Source organism: Streptomyces sp. NPDC104226, assembly GCF_055584085.1.
In genome coordinates this window covers 320,458-340,924 of record NZ_JBVJMS010000001.1, presented here as the reverse complement: position 1 = coordinate 340,924, position 20,467 = coordinate 320,458, and the positions used below count along the sequence as shown (strand labels likewise).

The window sequence follows — 20,467 nt, the reverse complement described above, 5'->3', positions numbered from 1 at the left end:
GAACGGGCAGGGCCCCGGAGGCGCGTCGAGCGCCCCCGGGGCCCTGCTCCGGTGCGGCTCAGGAAACGGCGCGCAGGCGGGTGGCCGCGGCCTCCGCCTCGCGGACCACGCGGTCGGTGTCCACGTCGACGAGCCGGCCGCCCAGCTTGAGGGGACGGCCGTCCACGAAGACCGCGCGGACGTTCTCCGGGCGGCCGTTGAAGACGATCTGGTTGATCCAGTCGAACCGCGGCGCGAAGTTGAGGGCGGCCGGGTCGATCACGATGACGTCGGCGCGCTTGCCGGGGGTCAAGGAGCCCACCGTGTCGGCCATGCCGATCGCCTCGGCGCCGCCCAGCGTGGCGAGGCGCAGGACCTCGTGCACCTGGGGGAACACGGAGGGCTCCAGTGCGCGTGCTCGCTGGAGACCGATGGCCGCCTTCATGAGGCCGAAGAAGTCCGAGGTGTCGTTGGTCCCGCCGTCCTGGCCGAGCCCGGTCTTGACGCCGCGTCGGCCGAGGTCGGGCAGCCGCATGATCCCCGAGGCGAGGCGCATGTTGCTGAGCGGACAGTGCGCGACCCGCACGTCGTGCGCGGCGACCGCGGCGATCTCGTCGTCGGTGAGGTGGACCGCGTGGTTCATCAGGAGCTGCGGCCCCAGCGCGCCGATGTCCGTGAGGGTGCCGACCGGGTCGTCCGCGCGCTGCTCGGAGCGTTCGAGGACATGGCTGTTGAGCATGACTCCGAGGTCTCGGGCGATCTCCCAGTGCAGCTGGTTGAGCCCCCGGATGGCCCGTGCGGCATGGGTGGCGACCTGGGTGGAGGCGAGGGGGAGCGGGTCGAGGAGCTCCTTCTTCGTCCGGGTGATCAGCGCGGCTTCGCGCTCGGCCTGGAACATGGCGTAGGTGAAGCGCACGCCCGTGTCGGCGAGGGCCCGCACGTACTGGACCGTCGTGTCGTACGGGAGGGCGTCCACCCAGTCCACGAGCGTGGTCACGCCGGACTGTACGGAGTCGAGGGCGCCGAGCCGGACGAAGCGGTACATGTCCGCGGGCGTGATCCGGGAGAACGTCGCCCGGTTGCAGTCGGCCAGCCATCCGAAGAGGTCGCGGTCCGCGCAGCCGCCCCGCATCGAGGACTGCCACAGGTGGGTGTGCACGTCGACGAATCCCGGCATCACCAGGTGGCCGGCGGCATCGATCACCCGGGTGCCGGGCGGGGTGGGCAACCGTCTGCCCACGGCCGCGACGGCGCCGCCCCGCAGGTGGACGTCCGCGTGCTCGACCGTCCCCAGGGGGCCGTCGCCCAGGGCGGGGTCCATCGTGAGCACGAGTGCGGCGTTCCGGAGGACGAAGGCTTGACCCGAGGGCGTTCCTGCGTGCGGCCGGCTCCTCCCGGCGCCCACCAGGAGCGGGGCGGCCGCGGCCATTCCGAGCCCGCCCAGGACGCCGCGCCGGCTGGGCGCCCCGGGCGAGGGCGTGGGTGAGCGGAGTTCGGATAAGGGGGGCGGGACGGGTTCGGGACACTCGCTGAGCGGGTTCATGGCGTGTGGCCTCCCAACGAACGAGGGTGGGACCGCTCTTCCCCGCGCTGACGACCGGTCAGGTGAAGGCGGGGGAGGGTACGTGAATCGTCCATCGGGCCGAGGTCTTTCCGATAGAGGTGCGTCAACATTCTGTAGAAGCTTTGTCGGTGGCGCCCCTCCAGCCGGGGAGACGTACCGTGCCTACGGCCCTTCGTCGTAGGTCCCCGCCTCGATCTCGAGGGCGAGTTCCTGGAGGACCTCGACCGCGGACACGTCCGTACGCCCGCTGTCGTGAGCGATCGCGAGGCTCGTGAATGCCAGGCTGAATCCGGAGACCATCGTGTGCAGCGCCGGACCGAGTGCCTCGGCCACCGCCGTGGCGACCTGCTGCGGAGTGGCGTCGGCCGGCACGCTGATCGACGGCAGCATCTCGTTCAGGAGGGTCGAGGCCACTTTGGCCGTTGCCCCGCTCATGTCACCGTGACCGTCCCCGCCCTCGTCCCCGTCTCCGCCGTGTCCGTTCGTGTCCCGTTCGGACTCGACGGCCCGGCGGATGTCCTGGGCTTCGGTGAGGATGCCGATCACTCGCTTGAGGACCTCAGTGCGTTCCATCCTGTGGAGCGTAGCCCCGCACACGGACCCGCGCGGCTCATCGCGCCGGCCGCCCCGAGGAGCCGGCGCCGCGCAGCGATTCCACGGGCGGCCGCTCCCGCAGCGCCCCGTAAGCGATGAAGTAGGCCGGGACCCGGTTCAGCCATCGCGAGTCGGTGACGAGCTCCGTCAGCCGCTTCGCCACCTGCGGGTGGCCGAAGGCCGTCCGCCCGGCCAGCAGGGGTTCGATGACCCGGGCGTGGGCCAGGCGTTGCAGCCCCTGGGTCGTCACCGTCGTGGGCATGCGGCGCCGTTGTACGCGCCGTACGTCGTGCAGCCCCACCGTCCCCGCACGCAGTGGTCCCACGAGGTGGCGGGCCGCCGCCACCGCGTCCTGTACGGCGAGGTTGATGCCGATGCCGAAGACCGGCGACATCGCATGCGCGGCGTCGCCGATGCACAGCAGCCCCGGCCGGTGCCAGCGGCGCAGCCGCTCCAGCCGTACGTCGAGCAGCTTGACCTCGTCCCAGGAGGTGACGGAGTGCGCCCGGTCGGCCAGCCAGGGGACGGCCTGCGTGAACTGGGCCATGAACCGGTCCAGGCCCTCCGCGCGGCGCTCGGCGTCGGTTCCCTTGGGGATGAGCCCGGCGCACTGCCAGTAGTCGCCGCGGTCGATGAGCGCGCTGAAGAACCGCTCGCCCAGGCCTCCCACGAGCCCGCTGGGATCGCTCTCGTGGCGCGGCAGCCGGAACCACCAGGCGTCCATCGGGCAGGGGAAACCCTCCAGGCCGAGCTCGGGCAGCTCCCTGGCGAAGGAGCCGCGGCCGTCGCAGGCCACGGTCAGCGTGGCCCTGAGCTCACCGGTGGCGCCGTCCGCCGTGCGGTACCGCACGCCGGCGACCCGCCCTTGCTCCATCAGGAAGGAGGTCGCCTCGGTGTCCATCCGCAGCCGGAAGGAGGGTTCCTTGCGCGCCTCGTCGGCGAGCAGATCGAGCAGGTCCCACTGCGGAACCATCGCGATGTAGTTGTACTTCCCGGGCAGCGCCCCGATGTTCCCGACCGTGACGAGGGAGCGGTCGGGCCCGACGGGCAGCTGCACCGCGGTCACCCGCCGCTGCGGCAGCCGGGCGAACCGCTCGGCGAGGCCGATGTCGTCCAGCAGGGAGAGGGTGGACGGATGCACGGTGTCTCCGCGGAAATCGCGCAGGAAGTCGCCGTGCTTCTCCAACACGGTGACCTCCACCCCGGCCCGGGCGAGCAACAGGGCGAGCACCATCCCGGCGGGCCCGCCGCCCACCACACAGCAGGTCGTACGCTCCACGGCAACCCTTCCCTCCGCCGGCATCGGCCGACCCGACGACGTATCCACCCCACCAGCTTGCTCGTCACCGCTCCCCGTGGGGAGACGACGCGCGGTGTCCCTGCCGGCAGACCCCTTGCCGGGGCGGCCGCCCTCCCCGACGATGCTGCAAGGCCCCGTCAGCCCGCGTTCTGCCGGGCCCTTGACGGGTCATCGAACAACAGGGGGAAGAAGTGACGATCCATCGCACTCCGAAGAGGCGTTCCCGTGCGGCGATGTCCACACTGGTACCGCTCCTCGTGCTCGCCGGGCTGCTGCTGGGCCCGGCGGCGACCGCCACGGCGGCCGCACCGGCGGCCCGCCAGGCTCCCGCGGCCGCGGCGCTCCAGCAGAGCCCCCTGGCCGCCGGCGCCGGCGCGGTGACCGTGCTGCGCGCACCGGAGTCCTCGCGGGTTCAGGCCACCACCGGCAAGAAGAAGAAAAAGAAGAGCAAGAAGAAGGGTGGATTCTTCAAGACCCTCATCATCATCCTGCTCCTCGTCGTCGTGGTGCTCGCGATCGTCCTCGTCGTACGCATGCTCATGCGCCGCAGGTCCGCCTAGGTACTCGCGGCACGGCCCGTTGCCGACCGGCAGGAACGCAGTCGCACGACCGGCCGGACAAGCCATGGTCAGTCTCCGCGACCGCACCCATACTTGGATCACGTCAATACGGGGAGGCAACCATGGCATTCATAGTGCTGTTCGGCGCAATGGGGGGCCTTGCTCTGCTGCTGATCGTCACGCTTCTGCGTCGGAACGGGAAGCCGACGGAGACGGCTGAGGGACTCCGCATGGAGGAGCAGGCACGCATGCAAGCGGCACAGGACCGCGCCTCCTTCAACGCCATGGTCATACACAGCGCGCCGCCCACAGCGAGCGACGCCCACCAGCGCCGCCGCTAAGGCTCCGGACACCCCGGTCACACACTGACCGGGGTGTCGCGCATGCGGCTGCCCTCGAGGCTCAGGACTTTCGCAAGACGAGTGTCCTAGGGGGTGACGGCATGTTCGACGAACTGACCGCAGGAGCGGAACCCCAGGCGGCGGTAGACCGGTTCTCCGTCGGGCGACGCCTGTAGGACCGCGATGCGGTGGCCCCGCTCGCGGGCTGCGTGAAGTGCCGCGAGCGTGATGGCCCCGCCGTAGCCGCGTCGGCGGTGGGCGGCCAGGGTGGAGATGTTGTAGATGCCGGCGACCTCCGCGTGGTGGAACACCTCGGCGGAGCAGACCGGACGGTTCTCCACGTAGCCCACCAGGTAGCGGGCCGGGCAGGTCGCGTCCAGCGCCTGCGGAGCGGCTCGGGCGAAGAAACGCCGGACGGTTTCGGCGGGTGGGTTCCAGTTCGCGGCCAGGACCGTCGCGTAGTCGGCGAGCTGTTCGGGCGTGGTCACCACCCGGATGTCCAGGCCCGGCGCGTCGGCGGGCGGCAGCGCATCGTCCAGTTCGGCCCACATCGCCGTCTCCCGTTCGGACACCGGCAGGCCGGCTGCCGTCAGGCGTGCCGTGAGGTCGGCCGGCGCCGAGGCGGGCCCCACCCACCAGGAGAAGCTGCGGCCGGTACCGGCCAGCGCTCCGAGGGTCCCGGTGATGCGGGCCGTGGCGTCGGCGTCGGTGAAGCGGGCCGCGGCCACGATGTTGAACGTGTCGTCGTCCAGGCCGCTGTCCGCGACCAGGACGTCACCAGGCGCAGTGACGATCGCGCCGGACATCCTTCGGTGCAGATGACAGGCGTGTTCCGCCAGGTTCTGCTCCATCCTGTCCGCCAAGTCGGCTTCATCCAAGAAATGATCGTTCATGGTCATTGATCCCAGCACAACCAAGGAAAGGCCGCAGGCGATTTTCGGCAGTGTCGCGCGGGTGCTCTTGCTCAATGGTCAAGACTCCTTGACCATTGAGGGCATGCCAGCCGAAGAGGTTCCCGAGACGTTTCACGTCACCACCGACGAACAGCTGCGCGCCGTCTCCAACCTGGCGCGCCACCGGATCATGTCCGTGCTCCGCTTCGAGCCGGCGACCATCACGCAGATCGCCACGCGGGTGGGCCTGGCCAAGGGGAGTTCCAGCTATCACGTGCGGCTGCTGGAGCGGGCCGGCCTGGTCAAGGTGGTGCGGACGCGGAAGGTCCGGGGGGTCACCGAGCGGTACTACGCGATGGCCGCGCGGTCGATCGTGCTCCCGGACCCCGGCGAGGGAGGGCCGGACCTTCTGATGCGGCACGCGGTCGCGGACCTCGAGGCGGCGCCCCGAGAAGGCGAGCGGCACGTCGGGATGGCGCACCTGAGGCTCACCGAGGAGCGGTTCGCGGAGCTGGGAGCACGCCTGGAGGCTCTGGTCGGCGAGTACCGGGAGCTGTCCGATCCGGAGCTGCCGGACGTGTCGTTCGTCTTCGCACTGTTCCGGCCGGCATCGCAGGTGCAAGCGGAAGGGGAGGCCAAGTGACCTCGGACGTGAAGAAGTTGCCGACCGGCTTCGGGCGGCTGTGGACCGCGCAGACCGTGTCCTCGCTCGGCGACGGGGTCACGCACGCCGCGCTGCCGCTGCTCGCGCTGACCTTGACGCGGGATCCGATGGCGCTCGCCGTCGTCACGGCCGCCGGGACGCTGCCGTGGCTGCTCTTCGGAATCCTCGGCGGGGCGCTGGTGGACCGCTGGGACCGCCGGCGCACGATGTGGGTCGCGGACGCGGCGCGTGCGGTGCTGCTCGCGATACCGGCGGCAGCGGCCGTGTTCGACGTACTGAGCATTCCGCTGCTCGCGGCCGTCGCCTTCCTGCTCGGCGTCGGCGGACTCTTCTTCGACACGGCCGCCACGGCCTATCTGCCGGACCTCCTCGGCCGTGACCCCGTACTCCTCGAGCGCGCCAACTCCCGCCTGCGCGGGGCCCAGACCGCCGCGTCCGGCTTCGCCGGGCCGCCCGCGGGCAGCGCGATGCTCGCGCTGGGGAGGGCGGTTCCGCTGCTCGCCGACTCGGTGTCCTTCGCCCTCTCCGCGCTGCTCGTACGATCGCTGCCCGCCGGGCCCCGGCCCGTACCGGCGAAGGACCGCGAGTCGCTGCTCCGGCAGGCGCGGGCCGGAGCCTCGTACGTCTTCCGGGACCGGTTGCTGCTCGGGCTCGCGCTCCGCCCGGCGGTCGGGAACATCGCCTTCGTCGCCGTCGAAACCGTGCTCGCCCTCTTCGCGCACGACCGCCTCGGCATCGACACCTTCGGCTTCGGCCTGCTCCTGACGGCGGAGGCCACCGGCGGCCTGCTCGGCGCAGCCATCGCCTCCTTCCTCGGCCGGCGACTCGGCACCGGCACCGCACTGACCTGCACTGCCGCGGTCGAGGGACTGGCCGTTCTGGGGCTGGCCACGGCCCAGAACCCGTACGTGGCCGGTTTCGCGCTCGCGGTCTGCGGGGCCGGCATGGGCGCCACGATGGTGCTCGCACCCTCCCTGCGGCAGGCGATCGTCCCGGCCCACCTGATGGGCCGGGTCGCCTCCACGTCCCGCATGCTTGCCATGTGCGCCGCCCCGTTCGGCGCGTTCTTCGGCGGCTGGCTGGCCACCGCGTACGACGTGCGCACCCCGCTCTACGCCGCCTCCGGCCTCCTCCTCGCCATGACCGCCGTCACGGCGACCATGACCAGCAACCGCCGGGTCGAGGCGGCACTGCTCGCCGCCGCCGAGGCGGACGGTCCGGGTGACCCGGAATCCGAGGACCCCGTCCGGGCGGGCGCACCTGGATCTTCGTGACGGAGTCGCGGAGCCGCGGATTCCCGGAGCGACCGAGTCGGGGTCGGCACGGTCGGTAGGATCTTGGGCGCTTTACGGAAACGGCGGTTAGCCTCCCCCGGGATCGGCAGGAGGCCGACCCCCGGGGAGGGGTGGATCGTGGCCGACGGGCAGGACTGGGAGCGGCGCAACGCGCACGCGTACGGGATGGTGGCGTGGCGGCGGGCCGTGCTGACCTGCGGCGCGTTGGTGGTGTGGTCGACCGGTTACGACAACCGGGCGGAGCCTGGCCCGAGGGGACCGCGTCCGGGCCGGCCGGACGCGCCCGGCGCGGCGGAGTTCAACTCCGTGTGGATGCGCGTCGTCGCGCTGCTGGCGCTCGCGGCGAGCCGCGCCGCCCGCGAGGCGGACGTCCTGGTCGACGACGTCGAACTGCCCGCCCTGATCGGCTGGGTCGACGGCGCCCACACCGCGCGCCTCCACCGGGGCCCGCTGGAGACCGGGGAGGCGGGGGAGCGAACGGAAGCGGGCTGGCTCGAGCTCGTCGGGGACGAGAGGCGCCAGCGCCTGGCCGGCCAGGTCCTCGCCGACCATATCGCGTCGCACATGGCCTGCGAAGGGGAGCCGGGGGACACCGGCGACGGTACCGAGCCGCCCCCGCTGACGATCGGAGACCGGGCCCGCGCCGTGCGGGCCGCCGGGATCCCGGACCTCGAGCCGGACTGGGCGGGCCCCGTGTCCCGGGCCCGGGCCCGGGTCGAGCGGCTCGAAGTGGCCCTGCGCGGCGGGCTCTGGGCTCCCACCGGCGGACACCGGAGGTTCGCGGAGATCCTGCACGGCACGTTGGCCGCCGAGCCGGACTTTCCGAGCCTGCCCGAGGGGTCTGCCGGGCCGGCCTGGGTGCAGCGGGTGCTGCGGATGCCCCACATCGGCTCCACCTACCTCGCCGTCACCGAGCTGCCCGAGTTCACGGCGTACGGCCCCCTGGGCGACACCGGAGACCCGCTGGGCAGCGCTGTCGGCTCCGTGGCGACCGAGGCCGTGCGGACGACGGAGTCCATGGCGGTCGACCTCGAGAAGCTGTGGGCGGCCCGCCCCGCGGATCAGCCGGTGGCGCTGTGGGAGCGCGCGCGCCTGCCCGCACCGGTCCGCGCGCAGGTCGTGGCCGTCGAGGAGGTCGTGCACGAGCTCTCCGTCATCCTGTCCGACGTCTGCCGCCGCCCGTGAGGCCGACCGGTCGCACGCCGAAGGACGACTGGTGTGCGGCGCAGTCCACGCGCAGGTCCCGGTCGCCGTTCACCGGCCCGCGCACCACCGCCGGTGCCTCGCCTCGTACTGTCGGGGCATGAACATTTGCGTCTTCCTCTCGGCCGCCGAACTCGACGAGCGCTACACGCTCCCGGCCCGGGAGTTCGCCGAGCTCCTCGGCAGGGGCGGTCACACGCTGGTGTGGGGCGGCTCCGAGAGCGGCCTGATGAAGGTGGTCGCGGACGGCGTCCAGGAGGCGGGCGGGCGGCTCGTCGGCGTCTCCGTCGACTTCCTCGCGGCGAAGGCCCGTAAGAACGCCGACGACATGGTGATCGCGGCAGACCTCGCCGAACGCAAGGCGCTGCTCCTGGCCAAGGCCGACGCGGTCGCCATCCTGGTCGGCGGGACCGGGACGCTGGACGAGGCGACCGAGATCCTCGAGCTCAAGAAGCACGGGAAGACCACGAAGCCGGTGGTGATCCTGAACACGGCGGGGTTCTACGACGGCCTCAAGGAGCAGTTCCGGCGCATGGAGGAAGAGGGCTTCCTCCCCCTGCCCCTGACCGACCTCGTGTTCTTCGCCGAGGAGCCCGGCGCGGCGCTCGCCCACCTGGAGGGGAACGCCGGCGCCTAGGCCGTCTCTTTCGGATCTTGCCGGGCCCGCGGCGTCTGGTGCCGTGCCTGGCCGCACTGCCGGGGCGACCACGTACGCCCAGTACGCGAGCGCCCCGGCAGCACGCCCAGGCACGGCACCGGACACCGCGGGCTCGGCCGACAAGATCCGAAAGAGACGGCCTGCCGTCAGCGTTCCGACAGCTCCGAGGGTGCCTCCTGGACCACCCAGCCGTTGCCGTCGGGGTCCGTGAAGGTCAGGAAGGAGTTCCAGGTGTCGCCCTTTCCGTCCTCCCAGCCCTTCTCGCCGACGTGCCGCACCGGCGACACCTCCACACCGCGCTCCGCCAGCTCCTTCCGCGCGGCCTCGATGTCGGTGACGCACAGCTGCACGCCCTGCAGCGTCCCCGGTGCCATCTGGCGCGTTCCGGGTGCCGGGGGCATCCCGTGCTCCAGCGCGATCGAACAGCGCGAGCCGGGCGGGGTCAGCTGGATGATGCGGATACCGGGTGCGACCTCGGTGTCGAGGTCGAGGGTGAAGCCGACCTTGTCGGCGTAGAACTCCTTCGACCGGTCCATGTCGGTGACGGGGACCAGCACCACTTCGAGCGTCCAGTTCATGACGGTTCTCCTCGGAACACGAATGCAGCAGGGCAGGTCCACCGTCGCCCACCGGATGCCGGTGTGCGAGCCGAAACGCGGTATGCAGGCAGAGAAGTCGGCGGTGTCAGGGCGCCGGCCGGCCGTCCTCGCGGGCGAGGCGGAGGGCGAGTTCCTGGAGGATCGAGTCGGTTCCGGGCTCCGCGCCGGTTTCGTCGTACGCGTAGGCGACGGCCGCGAAGGCGGCGATGAACCCGTTGACCAGCGCGCTCAGCGGCCCGGAGAGCTGATCGAGCACGGCGCCGCCGACTTCCTCGGGGTCCGCGTCCGCCGGCACCAGGAAGTGAGTGGGGGTCACTTCGGCGAGCAGGTCGGAGGCCAGGTCTTCGCCGACGTCCGAGCGCAGGGCGGTGAGTGCGGCGATGGCCTTGAGTTTGATCTCGTTCTCGTGCACCGCCCGAGCGTACGACGCGGACAGCCGTCGTAGAGGTCTGTTCGAGGGCTCTGTCCGGTGGCCCTGCCCGGCGGCCCCGGGACGTTCGCGGGGCCGCCGGTCGGGAGGGACCCCCCTCAGCTTCGCTCCAGTCCGCCCCGGGCGATCACCTCCGCGTACCAGCGGGCGCTGTCCTTCACCGTCCGGCGCTGGGACGCGAAGTCCACGTGGACGATGCCGAAGCGCTTGCTGTAGCCGTACGCCCACTCGAAGTTGTCCAGCAGGCTCCACAGGAAGTAGCCGCGCACGTCCACGCCGTCCGCGATCGCCCGGTGCACGGCCGTCAGGTGTGCGTCGAGGTACGCCACCCGCTCCGGGTCGTGGACCCGGCCCTCCGGGTCCGCGTAGTCGTCGTACGCCGCACCGTTCTCCGTCACCAGGAGCGGCAGGTGCGGGAGTTCGTCGCGCAGCCGGGTCAGCAGCTCGTACAGGCCGCTCGCGTCCACCGGCCAGTCCATCGCCGTGCGCGGGCCCTCCGCAGGGGTGAACGCCACGTGCTTCTCGGCGCCCGCCCAGGGGGCCGGCGAGGGGGAGGAGCCTGCCGAAACCACGCTGGGGGAGTAGTAGTTGATGCCCAGCGAGTCGATCGGGGCGGACGTGATCTGCAGGTCGCCGTCCCGGACGAACGACCAGTCCGTCACCCCCGCCGTGTCCGCCACCAGGTCCTGCGGCAACCGCCCGTGGAAGACCGGGTCCAGGAAGATCCGGTTCGCCACCGCGTCGATCCGGCGCACCGCCTCCCGGTCCGCCGCCGTGTCCGTCAGCGGGCGCAGGGCGTGGAGGTTCAGGGTCAGGGAGATCTCGGCGGAGGCCGGGAGGCGGTCGCGCAGGACGCGGGCCGCGGCGCCGTGCGCCAGGTTGAAGTGGTGGGCCGCACGCAGCGCGGCGAGGTCACTGGTGCGGCCGGGGGCGTGGACCCCGTTCCCGTACCCGAGGAACGCCCCGCACCAGGGCTCGTTCAGGGTCGTCCAGGTGGGCACCCGGTCGCCGAGCGCCCGGGCCACCAGGCCCGCGTACTCCGCGAACCGGTGCGCGGTGTCCCGTTCCGGCCAGCCGCCCGCGTCCTCCAGTTCCTGCGGAAGGTCCCAGTGGTAGAGGGTTGCGACCGGCCTGATGCCGTTCGCCAGCAGCTCGTCGACCAGGCGGCGGTAGAAGTCCAGCCCGCGCTCCACGGCCGGGCCCCGCCCCGTCGGCTGGACCCGGGGCCAGGAGACGGAGAAACGGTAGTCCGTGACGCCGAGCTCCTTCATCAGCTTCACGTCGTCCGGCATCCGGTGCAGGTGGTCGGCGGCGATGTCACCGGTGTCACCGTTGCGGACCTTGCCGGGCGTGCGGCTGAAGGTGTCCCAGATGGACGGCGTCCGGCCGTTCTCGGTGGCCGCCCCCTCGATCTGGTAGGCGGCGGTGGCCGTGCCCCAACGGAATCCGGTGGGGAAACGGAGCCCCGTCCCGGTCTCGGGGCGGGTGCCCGTGGAGGTCGCCGGGCGTGCATCGACAGCGGTCATGAGACGGACACACTCCAGGAAGTGGGAGGGAGGAGGAGGGGGATCGAGTGGGGCCGGTGGGGCCGAGCTCCTGAGGAGGGAAGGCCTCAGCCCTTCACCGCGCCCTGCATGATGCCGCCGACGATCTGCCGGCCCAGCAGGCCGAAGACGAGCAGGACCGGCAGGGTGCCGAGCAGCGTGCCGGCCATGATCACCGACTGGTCGTTGACGTACCCGCCGCCGAGCTGCCGCAGCGCGACCTGCACGGTCGGCTCCTGTGAGGACAGCGCGACGACCGGCCAGAAGAAGTCGTTCCAGGCGGTCATGAACGTGAGCATCCCGAGCACCGCCATCCCCGGCCGCGCGATCGGGATCACGATCGACCAGAAGATGCGGGCCGTGGAGGCCCCGTCCACGCGGGCCGCTTCGATCAGCTCGTCCGGCAGCGACTGGATCAGGTACTGGCGCATGAAGAACACCCCGAACGCCGACACCAGACCCGGCAGGATCACCGCCTGGAGCTGGTTCACCCACTGGAGTTTGGCGATCAGCATGAACAGCGGAATCACGCCGAGCTGCGGCGGGATCATCATCGTCCCGATCGTCAGGGCGAGCAGGGCGCCGCGGCCCCGGAACCTCAGCTTGGCGAAGGCGAAGCCGGCCAGCGTGCAGGAGAGCACCGTGCCCACGGTGATCGAGCCGGAGACGATCAGCGAGTTCAGGAGCGCCTTGCCGATGTCGGCCTCTTCGAGGACGGCCTCGAAGTTCCTGATCAGGTTCGGGCCGGGCAGCAGGCTCGGCGGCACCCGCGCCAGGTCCGCGTTGGACCGGCTGGCGGCGACGATCGTCCAGTAGAAGGGGAACGCCGAGACCAGCAGCGCGATTCCGAGGACGAGGTAGCTGATCCAGCCGCCCGACATCGTCCTCCCGGCCCCGCCGCCCTTGCGGAGCCGGGGGTGCCTGCCGGGCTGCTCCCGTGGCGGGCGGCGCTTCTCGGGCGCGTTCGGCGGTGGGGCGAGCGCGGTCATCGGCCGGCCTCCTTGCGTGCTCGGCGGCGCGCGATCAGGGCGTTGACCCCGACCAGCACCACGATCAGGACGAACATCACCCAGGCGATGGCCGCGGCCCGCCCCAGGTGGAAGAAGCCCCAGCCCTGCTCGTACATGTACAGGCCGAGGGTCTGGTACTGGTGTGAGATGCCGCCGGACATCGACCCCTCGAAGAGGAGCGGCTCACCGAAGAGCTGGGTCGCACCGATCGTGGAAACGATCACCGTGAAGACGATGGTCGGCCGCAGCCCGGGAAGGGTCACGTGGAGGAACTGCCGCCAGCGGGACGCCCCGTCGATCTCCGCGGCCTCGTACAGCTCGTGCGGGATCGACTGCATGCCCGCCAGGTAGATCAGCGCGTTGTAGCCGGTCCAGCGCCAGATCACGATCGACGACACGGCGATCTGCGAGGCGACCGTGCCCGTCTGCCAGTCCACCGGATCGATGCCGACGAGCCCGATCACGTAGTTGATCAGCCCGAAGTCGCGGCCGAAGAGCTGCGCGAAGACGAGCGTGGCGGCGGCGACGGACGTCGCGTAGGGGAGCAGGACCGCGGTCCTGATGAAGGTCCGCCCGCGCAGCTTGTAGTTGAGCAGGTGGGCCAGGCCCAGTGCCATGGCGAGCTGCGGCACGGTGGACAGGACACCGATGGTGAAGGTGTTGCGCAGCGAGGTCCAGAAGTACTCGTCGGCGAAGAGCGCGGTGTAGTTGGCGATGCCCCGCCATTCCATCTCGCCGCTCGTCTGGAGCTCGACGCGGTAGAGCGAGACGAACGCCGTGTAGAGGAGCGGGAAGAGGCCGAATGCGAGGAACAGGGTGAAGAAGGGGGCGACGTAGGCGTACGGGGAGGCCTTGCGCCAGCTGCGCCGGAGAGCGGCCGCCGGGCCGTCGTCCGGGTCGGTCCCGGGTCCGGTTCTGGTTCCGGTTCTGGGGCCGGCCGGGCGGGGACCGGCCTTCGCGGTGGAGGTGGGGGACACGATGCGGCCCTTCGGGATCGTGACGGGAGGGATGCCGGGAGCGCGAGCAGCGGCGGGAGTGGGGGTGGAAGCGGGAGGGCGACAGCGGGGAAGGAGGGCGCCGGGGATGCGGGTGCGGCCGGTCCACGGCCGCCACCGTCAGTGGGCGCCCCGCGACCGGTGTCAGCCGGTCACGTTCGCCACGCCCTTCTTCGCCGTCTCCCACGCCGTGTCGGACGAGACCCCCTTGCGTTCGACCTCGCCCAGCGCGTTCGTCAGCTGCTGCATCACGTTCTGGTCGTGCACGCCCAGCACCTGGACCGGGGACTCCTTGGCCGCGTCACCGAAGATCTGGCCGATCGGGGCGTCCGAGAAGTACGGGTCCTTGGCGTCCGCGATCTTCGCGATGGCGCCCGTCGAGGAGGGGAAGTTGCCCTGCTTCTGGAACACCTTCGCCTGCTGCTCGGGTGCGGTGAGCCACTCGATCAGTTTGTACGCCTCCTCCTTGTGCTTGGCGGCACGCGGGATCGAGAGGTACGAGCCGCCCCAGTTGCCCGCGCCGCCGGGGAGCTTGGCGATGTCCCACTTGCCCTGGCCCGCGGCACCGGCCTGGGCCTTGACGTAGCCGAGCATCCAGGCCGGGCACGGGATGGTGGCGAACGAACCGGCGGCGAAGGCCTGGTTCCACTGCGGTGACCACTGGTCGAGCTTGGCGCTCAGGCCGGCCTCGGCCGCCTTCACGGAGGTGTCCCAGGCCGTTCTGACCGCCGGGTTCTTCTCGTAGATCATCTCGCCGGCGGCGTTGTAGTACCGCTCCTTCTCCTGGCCGATCATGATCCCGTAGAGGGATCCGATGCTGTCCAGCCAGGCGCTCTGGGCGGGTGCCTTCTTCTTGTACTCCTTGCCCAGCTCCAGGTAGCCGTCCCACGTGGACCACTTCTTCGCGAGCTCCTCGCGATCGGTGGGGAGGCCGGCCTGCCGGAACAGGTCGGTGCGGTAGCACATGGCCTCGGGGCCCACGTCCGTGCCGAGGCCCAGGATCTTGCCGTCCTTCGTGGTGGCCGCCGACCACTTGGCCTCGGCGAACTGGTTCTTGAGCTTGTCGGCCCCGAACGCCTTCAGGTCGTGGAACTTGTCTGACTGCTGCTGGGTGACCGAGGCGATCCGGCCCACCTCGACGCCCTGCACGTCCGCGAGACCGCCGCCGCCCGCGAGCCGGGTCTGGAGCGACTTCCAGTAGTCCGCCTCGTCCTGGGTGTCGCTCTGCTTGATCGTCACGTTGGGGTGGAGCTGCTGGTACTCCTCGTAGAGACCGGCCTCCTTGAAGCCGAACGATCCGAAGAGGTCGACCGTGAGGGTGACCTTCCCGCCCGCGCCGTCGGAGGCGTCCGGCGAGGCGCCGGATCCGCAGGCGGCGAGGAGGGCCCCGGCGAGGACGACCGCGCCGAGGCGGGCTGTGGCTCTCTTGGCGGCTCGGGCGATGGGCATGGGAAGCCTCCCTTGACTTCGGGATGAACCGAGCGCTTTGAGAGCGCTCTCAGTCTGTGCGTCTGGAGCGTCCCCCACCGCTTGCTCCCCGTCAATACTCGAACGCATAACAGCTTGGCGTTACCCCCAACTGCCCGCTGGACTGGCTCTCTTGACACTTAGGTTTCAGGAGATTTACGTTCCATGGCACTTGAGAGCGCTCTCGAACGCGCTCTTCCCCCCCCCACGTGATCGAGGTGCTGTTTCGTGCGAACCTCACTCTCCAGACCCACCGCGGCGACGCTCCTGGCCATCGCCCTGGCCGCCGTCGGCCTCGGCCCCGCCGCTTCCCCCGCGGCCGCCGCCACCATCCCCGCGGGTTCGGGCAGTTACACCGACACCCGACCCGCCGGCACGTCCGGACCCACGACGAACACCGGCGCCCCCGTCACCCCCAAACTCACCGCCGCCGCCCGGGACAAGCCGGTCCCGACCAACGACTGGTGGACCTCGCTCGCCTACCAGCGCTACGGCGACAACCCGTACTCCACCCCCATGTACGGCCACCCCCTCACCTACCAGGCCAAGGCCTCCGGCCTGGAGGTCGGCTACCCGACCACGCCCGCGATCGTCGGTGACGGCCGCCAGTACGAGTACGCCCACAAGGCCGACCTCACCGTCGGCCTCACGGGCCTGAACTCGCCCGACACCAAGGCCGACGCCTGGTCCGACTGGACCGTCACCCCGTACTGGGCCGACGGCTCCCGCACCTTCCGGGCCACCATCGGGCACGGCATGCCGTTCGTGTACGCCAAGGGCTCCGGCGGCGACGCCCGCATCACGACCGCCTCCGCTCCCACGGTCTTCGCGGACAACGGGAACGTCCTCGGCATCACGGTCGCCGGCCACCACTACGCCCTCTTCGCCCCGACCGGCGCCGACTGGAACGTGTCCGGCACCACGATCACCGCCGGACTCGCGGGCAAGGACTACTTCTCGCTCGCCGTCCTGCCCTCCACGGACGCGCTCGCGACCTACCGCAGGTACGCCTTCAGCTTCGTCACCGGCTCCCAGGTGGCCTGGCAGAACACGGGCGGCGACGTCCGGGCGACCTACACCCTGACCACGGAGGCCAAGGAGGGCACCGAACGCGGCACGCTCCAGGCCCTCTACCGCCACCAGTGGCTGCACACCACCGACGCGCTGACCCCGTACACGTACGTCTCACCGCGCGGCACCATGAAGGTGCGCGAGTCCGCCTCCTTCACCACCAGCCAGAAGAACAACGGCGTACTGCCCGCCCTGCCCGCCTCCAGCGGCGTCGACCGGGCCCGGCTGACCGGCTATCTCGACGAGGTCGCGGGCGCGGCCGACCCCTTCTCCGGGGCCGTCGACACCTACTGGACCGGCAAGGCGCTCGGCCGGCTCGCCCAACTGGTGCCCGTGGCCGACCAGATCGGCCAGACCGCGACGCGCGACAAGCTCCTCGGCCTGATGAAGGGCCGGCTCCAGGAGTGGTTCACGGCGGGCGGGGCGAGCGGGTTCAGCTACGACAAGGACTGGAAGACCCTCACCGGATACCCGGCCTCCTACGGCAGCGACACCGAACTGAACGACCATCACTTCCACTACGGCTACTACGTCTACGCGGCGGCGATCATCGCCCAGTACGACCCGGCCTGGGCGGCCGACTCGGCCTGGGGCACGATGGTCAAGCACCTGATCCGCGACACGGCCAACCCGAGCCGCACCGACTCGGCCTACCCCTTCCTGCGCGGCTTCGACGTGTATGCGGGCCACAGCTGGGCCTCCGGCCACCAGGGCTTCGCGGCGGGCAACAACCAGGAGTCCTCCTCGGAGTCCGTCAACCTCAGCGCCGGCCTGGTGCTTCTGGGCGCTGCGACGGGCGACACCTCGCTCCGCGACCTCGGCAGCTACCTGCTGACGACGGAGTCCGAGGCGATCACCCAGTACTGGTTCGACGCGAGCGAGCAGGTCTTCCCGGCCTCCTACAAGTACGGCACGGTCGGCATGGTCTGGGGCAGCGGCGCCGCGTACTCCACCTGGTGGACGGCCAACCCGGAGGAGATCCACGGCATCAACGTCCTTCCCGTGACCGGAGGTTCGCTCCACCTGGCCCGCGAGAAGGCGGCCATCACACGGAACATCGCCGAGATGGAGCGCGAGAACGGCGCCAGGAATGGCGCGACCTGCTCTGGGAGTTCGAGGCGCTGGCCGATCCGGCTTCCGCCAAGGCCAAATGGGATGGTGCGAACGGCAACTACACCCCCGAGCAGGGTGATTCCAAGGCGCACGCCTACCACTGGATCACCACCCTCGCCACCCTGGGCGCACCGGACATGACGGTCAGCGGGGACCTGCCCACCTCCGCCGTCTTCACCAGGAACGGAACCCGCACCTACACCGCGCACAACCACGGCTCCACCCCCCGCACGGTGACCTTCGCCGACGGCAAGACCCTGTCCGTGCCGGCCCGTTCCACGGCCACCGGCACCGGCGCCGGAAACCCGGACCCGGAGGAACCGGGCCCGTCCACCGGCAACACCTTCCGCCTCAAGAGCGGCGGCGTCCTCACCACGGCCACCACCGACCCGGCCGGCGCGGACACCCTGGCCTCGGCCGACGGCGTCAACCGGGACGGCACCCCGTACCGGCCGAACGTCTACGAGGCGAAGCAGGTCAACGGCAAGCTCGCCGCCGGAGCCGCCACCACGTTCCGCCTCCGGGTGGACGCGGGCACCACGGTCGGGCTCGCCCCGCAGGTCCGGGTCAGCTACGACCTGACCGGTGACGGCACCTTCGACCGCACCGAAACCTTCCGCTACTTCGCGACCGACCCGGTCGCGGGCTGGGAGGAGTACACGCAGGCGGTCGGCGCGCAGGCCGTCACCGGCAGCCTGGGCGAACTCAGGAACGGCACCGTCCGCCTGGAGATCTGGAACGCCCTGGGCAGCAGCACGTCGCGGGTGCAGACGGGCACGGACGCGGCGGTCCTGAAGATCCCCTACGCGTAGTCCCACACGCGGATCAACCGGGCCTACGGGCGCGAACGGTGCGGCGGGTTTCCGGCTCCTCGGGGGCGGGGACCCGCCGTGCGCGTACGCCGGGGGTTCAGGCCGAGCACCGCCGGACCAGCATGGTCGGGGTGATCACCGAGTCCGGTGCCGCGCCGTTCCCCGTACGGTCGAGGCTGCGCAGCAGCAGCTTCGCCATCAGCCGCCCCTGGCCCTCGATGTCCTGGCTGACGGTGGTCAGCGGAGGGTCGGTCTCCCTGGCCACCGGGTCCATGTCGTCGAACCCGACGACCGCCACCTGCCCGGGCACCGTGATCCCGCGCTCCCGCAGGACCCGTAGCGCCCCCGAGGCCATCAGGTCGTTCGCGACGAACACGGCGTCCAGGTCGGGGCACCGGTCCAGCAGCTCCGCCATCGCCCGCGCCCCGCTCTCCACGGTGAAGGCGCCCTCGGCGACGAGCGTCGGGTCCACGTCCAGCAGCACGTCCCGGTAGCCGTCCAGGCGGTCCATCGCCGAGGTCTGGTCGGGCGGCCCGCCGATGTGCGCGATCCGCTCCCGCCCGAGGTCCCGCAGGTACTGGACGGCGACCCGGGCACCGCCCCGGTTGTCGGCGTCGACGTACGGAACGGCCCGTTGGCCCGGGTCCGTGGTCCAGCAGGGCCGGCCCCCGAACACGGTCGGAATCCCCGCGCGGCGCGTGATCGCGGGCAGCGGGTCGTCCGTGTGCAGGGAGAAGGCGAGCGCGCCGTCCACGTGCCCGCCGGACAGGTACCGGGTGATCCGGTCGAAGTCCCCCGGCCCTTCCACCAACAGCAGTACCAGCTGGGTGTCGTGCGCGGTCAGCTCCTTGCTGATGCCCCGGATCTGATGGGAGAAGAAGGGGTCGGAGAAGATCCGCACCTCCGGCTCCGCGATGACGACGGCCACCGCGCCGGTGCGCCGCGTCACCAGCGTCCGGGCCGCGTGGTTGGGGACGTAGCCGAGCTCTTCGACCGCCCGGAGCACCTTGTCGACCAGCGGTTTGCGGACCCCGTCGCCCCCGTTGACGACCCGTGAAGCGGTGGCCCGGGAGACCCCCGCTCGCGCCGCGACGGCTTCCAGGGTGGGTCGGTACCCGGGGGACTGCTCGGGCAAGGCGGTCGCTCCTCGTCGACGGGGCGGCGAGGCGCAGGGTGGGGGCCGACCTGTGCCGTCGCCGGATCGGCTACAGCCTAGCGCCGGGACGGGCGGGTGGCTGAGAGCGCTTCCAATCGTTCCTCGACGGGTACGCGGCCGGCACGTCTTGAATCCGGATGCGGCAGACCCGTAGCGCAGGTCAGCAGGTCTGGACCAAGCTCGTTGCATGGATCTGGAGTTGAGGCACCTCAAGATCGTCAGAGCCGTCGCCGACGCCGGCAGCCTGACCCGCGCGGCCACCGAGCTGGGGCTCACCCAGTCCGCCCTGAGCACCCAGCTCAAGCGGATCGAGCGAGCGCTCGACGGTCCGCTCTTCGTCCGGGGGCGGGAAGGCGTACGGGCCACCGCGCTCGGGGAACTGGTGCTGGAACGGGCCCGCGTGGTGCTGCCGGCCGTGTGCGAGCTCCAGGAGGAGGCGGTGCGCTTCGCCCGGCAGGGCACGGCCGGCTACCGGCTCGGGGGGACGCACGGGCCGCTGCTGGGCGGGCTCGTGGACCGGATCGTCCGGCAGGAGCCCGGTGTGTCCGTGACCACGTACACCTCGTGGTCGGAAGGGGAGGTCGCCGCGGGCGTCGCCGCCGGCAGGCTGGACTTCGCCCTGGTCGGGGTGTGCGGCGAGAGCGCCCCGCCGGGACCGGGGCGGCTCGCGTGGAGGGAGGTGGCGCGGGACCCGGTGCACGTGATGCTGGCCGAGGACCACCCGCTGGCGCAGCGGCCGTGGATCGAGCTGGCGGAACTGGCCGCCGAGGCCTGGACCGACGTACCGGGCGACGGGTGCTTCGGGGACTGCTTCGCGGCCGAATGCGTGCGCGCCGGGTTCACCCCGGCGTGCGTGTACGAGACGGACACGGCGTCGTGCGTGCACCTCGTCCAGGTCGGGCGGGCCGTGGGACTGTGCCGGGCGACCTTCCCCGCGACCCCCGGGCTGGTGACCCGGCCGCTCGCCGGGAGCCCGCTCGTGTGGCGGCACCTGCTCGGCTGGCATCCGGCGGCACGGTCCGCCGGCCGCTCGGCGGCCGTGCTGCAGCACGCCCGGGACGCGCACACGGAGGCGCTGGCCCGATCGTCCGCGGCCGCGGACGCGGCCGCCCCCGCGCACGTGCCCGCCGCCCGGCCATGACACCGGGGGAGGGGCCGACCGGCATCTCCCGCAGAGGCGTTCGGATTCCTACGGTGTCGCTTACCCCCCACCGAACCG

General features: G+C 71.5%; 18 protein-coding genes and 1 pseudogene. 8 read left to right on the top strand and 11 right to left on the bottom strand.

Going from position 1 to position 20,467, the window contains the following annotated elements:
* Positions 1 to 58: 58 nt before the first annotated feature.
* The 3 genes from ACZ60J_RS01540 to ACZ60J_RS01530 all read right to left on the bottom strand — a co-directional run bounded on the left by ACZ60J_RS01540 (position 59) and on the right by ACZ60J_RS01530 (position 3,416).
* Positions 59 to 1,300: an amidohydrolase family protein gene (locus tag ACZ60J_RS01540; protein ID WP_469679080.1), complete on the bottom strand. Its 1,242-nt coding sequence runs from the start codon at positions 1,298 to 1,300 to the stop codon at positions 59 to 61.
* 405 nt (positions 1,301 to 1,705) lie between these two features.
* Complete coding sequence (locus ACZ60J_RS01535) at positions 1,706 to 2,116, bottom strand: hypothetical protein (RefSeq protein ID WP_469678000.1); 411 nt, start codon at positions 2,114 to 2,116, stop codon at positions 1,706 to 1,708.
* A 37-nt stretch (positions 2,117 to 2,153) separates the two neighbouring features.
* Positions 2,154 to 3,416, bottom strand: a complete 1,263-nt coding sequence (locus ACZ60J_RS01530) for an FAD-dependent oxidoreductase (RefSeq protein ID WP_469677998.1) — start codon at positions 3,414 to 3,416, stop codon at positions 2,154 to 2,156.
* A gap of 254 nt (positions 3,417 to 3,670) precedes the next feature.
* Between ACZ60J_RS01530 and ACZ60J_RS01525 the strand changes: the two genes are divergently transcribed.
* On the top strand, positions 3,671 to 3,997 hold the full coding sequence (locus tag ACZ60J_RS01525) for a hypothetical protein (protein WP_469677996.1): 327 nt from the start codon (positions 3,671 to 3,673) through the stop codon (positions 3,995 to 3,997).
* Between the two features lie 122 nt (positions 3,998 to 4,119).
* Positions 4,120 to 4,338, top strand: a complete 219-nt coding sequence (locus tag ACZ60J_RS01520) for a hypothetical protein (RefSeq protein ID WP_469677994.1) — start codon at positions 4,120 to 4,122, stop codon at positions 4,336 to 4,338.
* Positions 4,339 to 4,424: 86 nt separating this feature from the next.
* Here ACZ60J_RS01520 and ACZ60J_RS01515 read toward each other — a convergent pair whose 3' ends face one another.
* A complete protein-coding gene (locus ACZ60J_RS01515; RefSeq protein WP_469679079.1) occupies positions 4,425 to 5,189 on the bottom strand; it encodes a GNAT family N-acetyltransferase in 765 nt (254 codons plus the stop codon).
* Positions 5,190 to 5,334: 145 nt separating this feature from the next.
* On the opposite strand from ACZ60J_RS01515, the gene ACZ60J_RS01510 reads away from it, so the two are divergent.
* The 4 genes from ACZ60J_RS01510 (at position 5,335) to ACZ60J_RS01495 (ending at position 9,030) form a co-directional block, all read left to right on the top strand.
* Positions 5,335 to 5,874 (top strand): ArsR/SmtB family transcription factor, encoded by a 540-nt coding sequence (locus tag ACZ60J_RS01510; RefSeq protein WP_469677992.1) that lies wholly within the window; start codon positions 5,335 to 5,337, stop codon positions 5,872 to 5,874.
* Positions 5,871 to 7,169, top strand: coding sequence for an MFS transporter (locus ACZ60J_RS01505; protein WP_469677990.1), 1,299 nt, complete (start codon positions 5,871 to 5,873; stop codon positions 7,167 to 7,169). Before ACZ60J_RS01510 ends, ACZ60J_RS01505 begins: the two co-directional genes overlap by 4 nt.
* Before the next feature lie 138 nt (positions 7,170 to 7,307).
* A complete protein-coding gene (locus ACZ60J_RS01500) occupies positions 7,308 to 8,375 on the top strand; it encodes a hypothetical protein (protein ID WP_469677988.1) in 1,068 nt (355 codons plus the stop codon).
* A gap of 118 nt (positions 8,376 to 8,493) precedes the next feature.
* A complete protein-coding gene (locus tag ACZ60J_RS01495) occupies positions 8,494 to 9,030 on the top strand; it encodes an LOG family protein (protein WP_469677986.1) in 537 nt (178 codons plus the stop codon).
* A gap of 167 nt (positions 9,031 to 9,197) precedes the next feature.
* Here ACZ60J_RS01495 and ACZ60J_RS01490 read toward each other — a convergent pair whose 3' ends face one another.
* The 6 genes from ACZ60J_RS01490 to ACZ60J_RS01465 form a co-directional block, all read right to left on the bottom strand.
* Positions 9,198 to 9,629, bottom strand: a complete 432-nt coding sequence (locus tag ACZ60J_RS01490) for a VOC family protein (RefSeq protein WP_469677984.1) — start codon at positions 9,627 to 9,629, stop codon at positions 9,198 to 9,200.
* Between the two features lie 106 nt (positions 9,630 to 9,735).
* Positions 9,736 to 10,062, bottom strand: coding sequence for a hypothetical protein (locus tag ACZ60J_RS01485; protein WP_469677982.1), 327 nt, complete (start codon positions 10,060 to 10,062; stop codon positions 9,736 to 9,738).
* A gap of 116 nt (positions 10,063 to 10,178) precedes the next feature.
* On the bottom strand, positions 10,179 to 11,606 hold the full coding sequence (locus tag ACZ60J_RS01480) for a GH1 family beta-glucosidase (RefSeq protein WP_469677980.1): 1,428 nt from the start codon (positions 11,604 to 11,606) through the stop codon (positions 10,179 to 10,181).
* An 86-nt stretch (positions 11,607 to 11,692) separates the two neighbouring features.
* A complete protein-coding gene (locus ACZ60J_RS01475; protein ID WP_469677978.1) occupies positions 11,693 to 12,613 on the bottom strand; it encodes a carbohydrate ABC transporter permease in 921 nt (306 codons plus the stop codon).
* Entirely contained in the window at positions 12,610 to 13,611 is a 1,002-nt protein-coding gene (locus ACZ60J_RS01470) for a carbohydrate ABC transporter permease (protein WP_469677976.1), read from the bottom strand. Before ACZ60J_RS01470 ends, ACZ60J_RS01475 begins: the two co-directional genes overlap by 4 nt.
* A gap of 162 nt (positions 13,612 to 13,773) precedes the next feature.
* Positions 13,774 to 15,078 carry an ABC transporter substrate-binding protein gene (locus ACZ60J_RS01465; RefSeq protein ID WP_469677974.1) on the bottom strand — a complete coding sequence of 435 codons (1,305 nt, stop codon included), beginning with the start codon at positions 15,076 to 15,078 and terminating at the stop codon, positions 13,774 to 13,776.
* A gap of 246 nt (positions 15,079 to 15,324) precedes the next feature.
* On the opposite strand from ACZ60J_RS01465, the pseudogene ACZ60J_RS01460 reads away from it, so the two are divergent.
* Positions 15,325 to 18,092, top strand: a pseudogene (locus ACZ60J_RS01460) (glycosyl hydrolase).
* Positions 18,093 to 18,189: 97 nt separating this feature from the next.
* Here the strand turns inward: ACZ60J_RS01460 and ACZ60J_RS01455 are convergent.
* Positions 18,190 to 19,227 (bottom strand): LacI family DNA-binding transcriptional regulator, encoded by a 1,038-nt coding sequence (locus ACZ60J_RS01455; RefSeq protein ID WP_469677972.1) that lies wholly within the window; start codon positions 19,225 to 19,227, stop codon positions 18,190 to 18,192.
* Between the two features lie 208 nt (positions 19,228 to 19,435).
* Between ACZ60J_RS01455 and ACZ60J_RS01450 the strand changes: the two genes are divergently transcribed.
* Positions 19,436 to 20,389 (top strand): LysR family transcriptional regulator, encoded by a 954-nt coding sequence (locus ACZ60J_RS01450; protein ID WP_469677970.1) that lies wholly within the window; start codon positions 19,436 to 19,438, stop codon positions 20,387 to 20,389.
* The last annotated feature ends 78 nt before the right edge of the window (positions 20,390 to 20,467 follow it).

Coding starts and splice junctions, on each gene's coding strand:
- ACZ60J_RS01540 (WP_469679080.1), bottom strand. CDS start 1,300: ATGGACCCCGCCCTGGGCGACGGCCCCCTGGGGACGGTCGAGCACGCG.
- ACZ60J_RS01535 (WP_469678000.1), bottom strand. CDS start 2,116: ATGGAACGCACTGAGGTCCTCAAGCGAGTGATCGGCATCCTCACCGAA.
- ACZ60J_RS01525 (WP_469677996.1), top strand. CDS start 3,671: ATGTCCACACTGGTACCGCTCCTCGTGCTCGCCGGGCTGCTGCTGGGC.
- ACZ60J_RS01520 (WP_469677994.1), top strand. CDS start 4,120: ATGGCATTCATAGTGCTGTTCGGCGCAATGGGGGGCCTTGCTCTGCTG.
- ACZ60J_RS01515 (WP_469679079.1), bottom strand. CDS start 5,189: ATGGAGCAGAACCTGGCGGAACACGCCTGTCATCTGCACCGAAGGATG.
- ACZ60J_RS01510 (WP_469677992.1), top strand. CDS start 5,335: ATGCCAGCCGAAGAGGTTCCCGAGACGTTTCACGTCACCACCGACGAA.
- ACZ60J_RS01495 (WP_469677986.1), top strand. CDS start 8,494: ATGAACATTTGCGTCTTCCTCTCGGCCGCCGAACTCGACGAGCGCTAC.
- ACZ60J_RS01490 (WP_469677984.1), bottom strand. CDS start 9,629: ATGAACTGGACGCTCGAAGTGGTGCTGGTCCCCGTCACCGACATGGAC.
- ACZ60J_RS01480 (WP_469677980.1), bottom strand. CDS start 11,606: ATGACCGCTGTCGATGCACGCCCGGCGACCTCCACGGGCACCCGCCCC.
- ACZ60J_RS01475 (WP_469677978.1), bottom strand. CDS start 12,613: ATGACCGCGCTCGCCCCACCGCCGAACGCGCCCGAGAAGCGCCGCCCG.
- ACZ60J_RS01465 (WP_469677974.1), bottom strand. CDS start 15,078: ATGCCCATCGCCCGAGCCGCCAAGAGAGCCACAGCCCGCCTCGGCGCG.
- ACZ60J_RS01450 (WP_469677970.1), top strand. CDS start 19,436: ATGGATCTGGAGTTGAGGCACCTCAAGATCGTCAGAGCCGTCGCCGAC.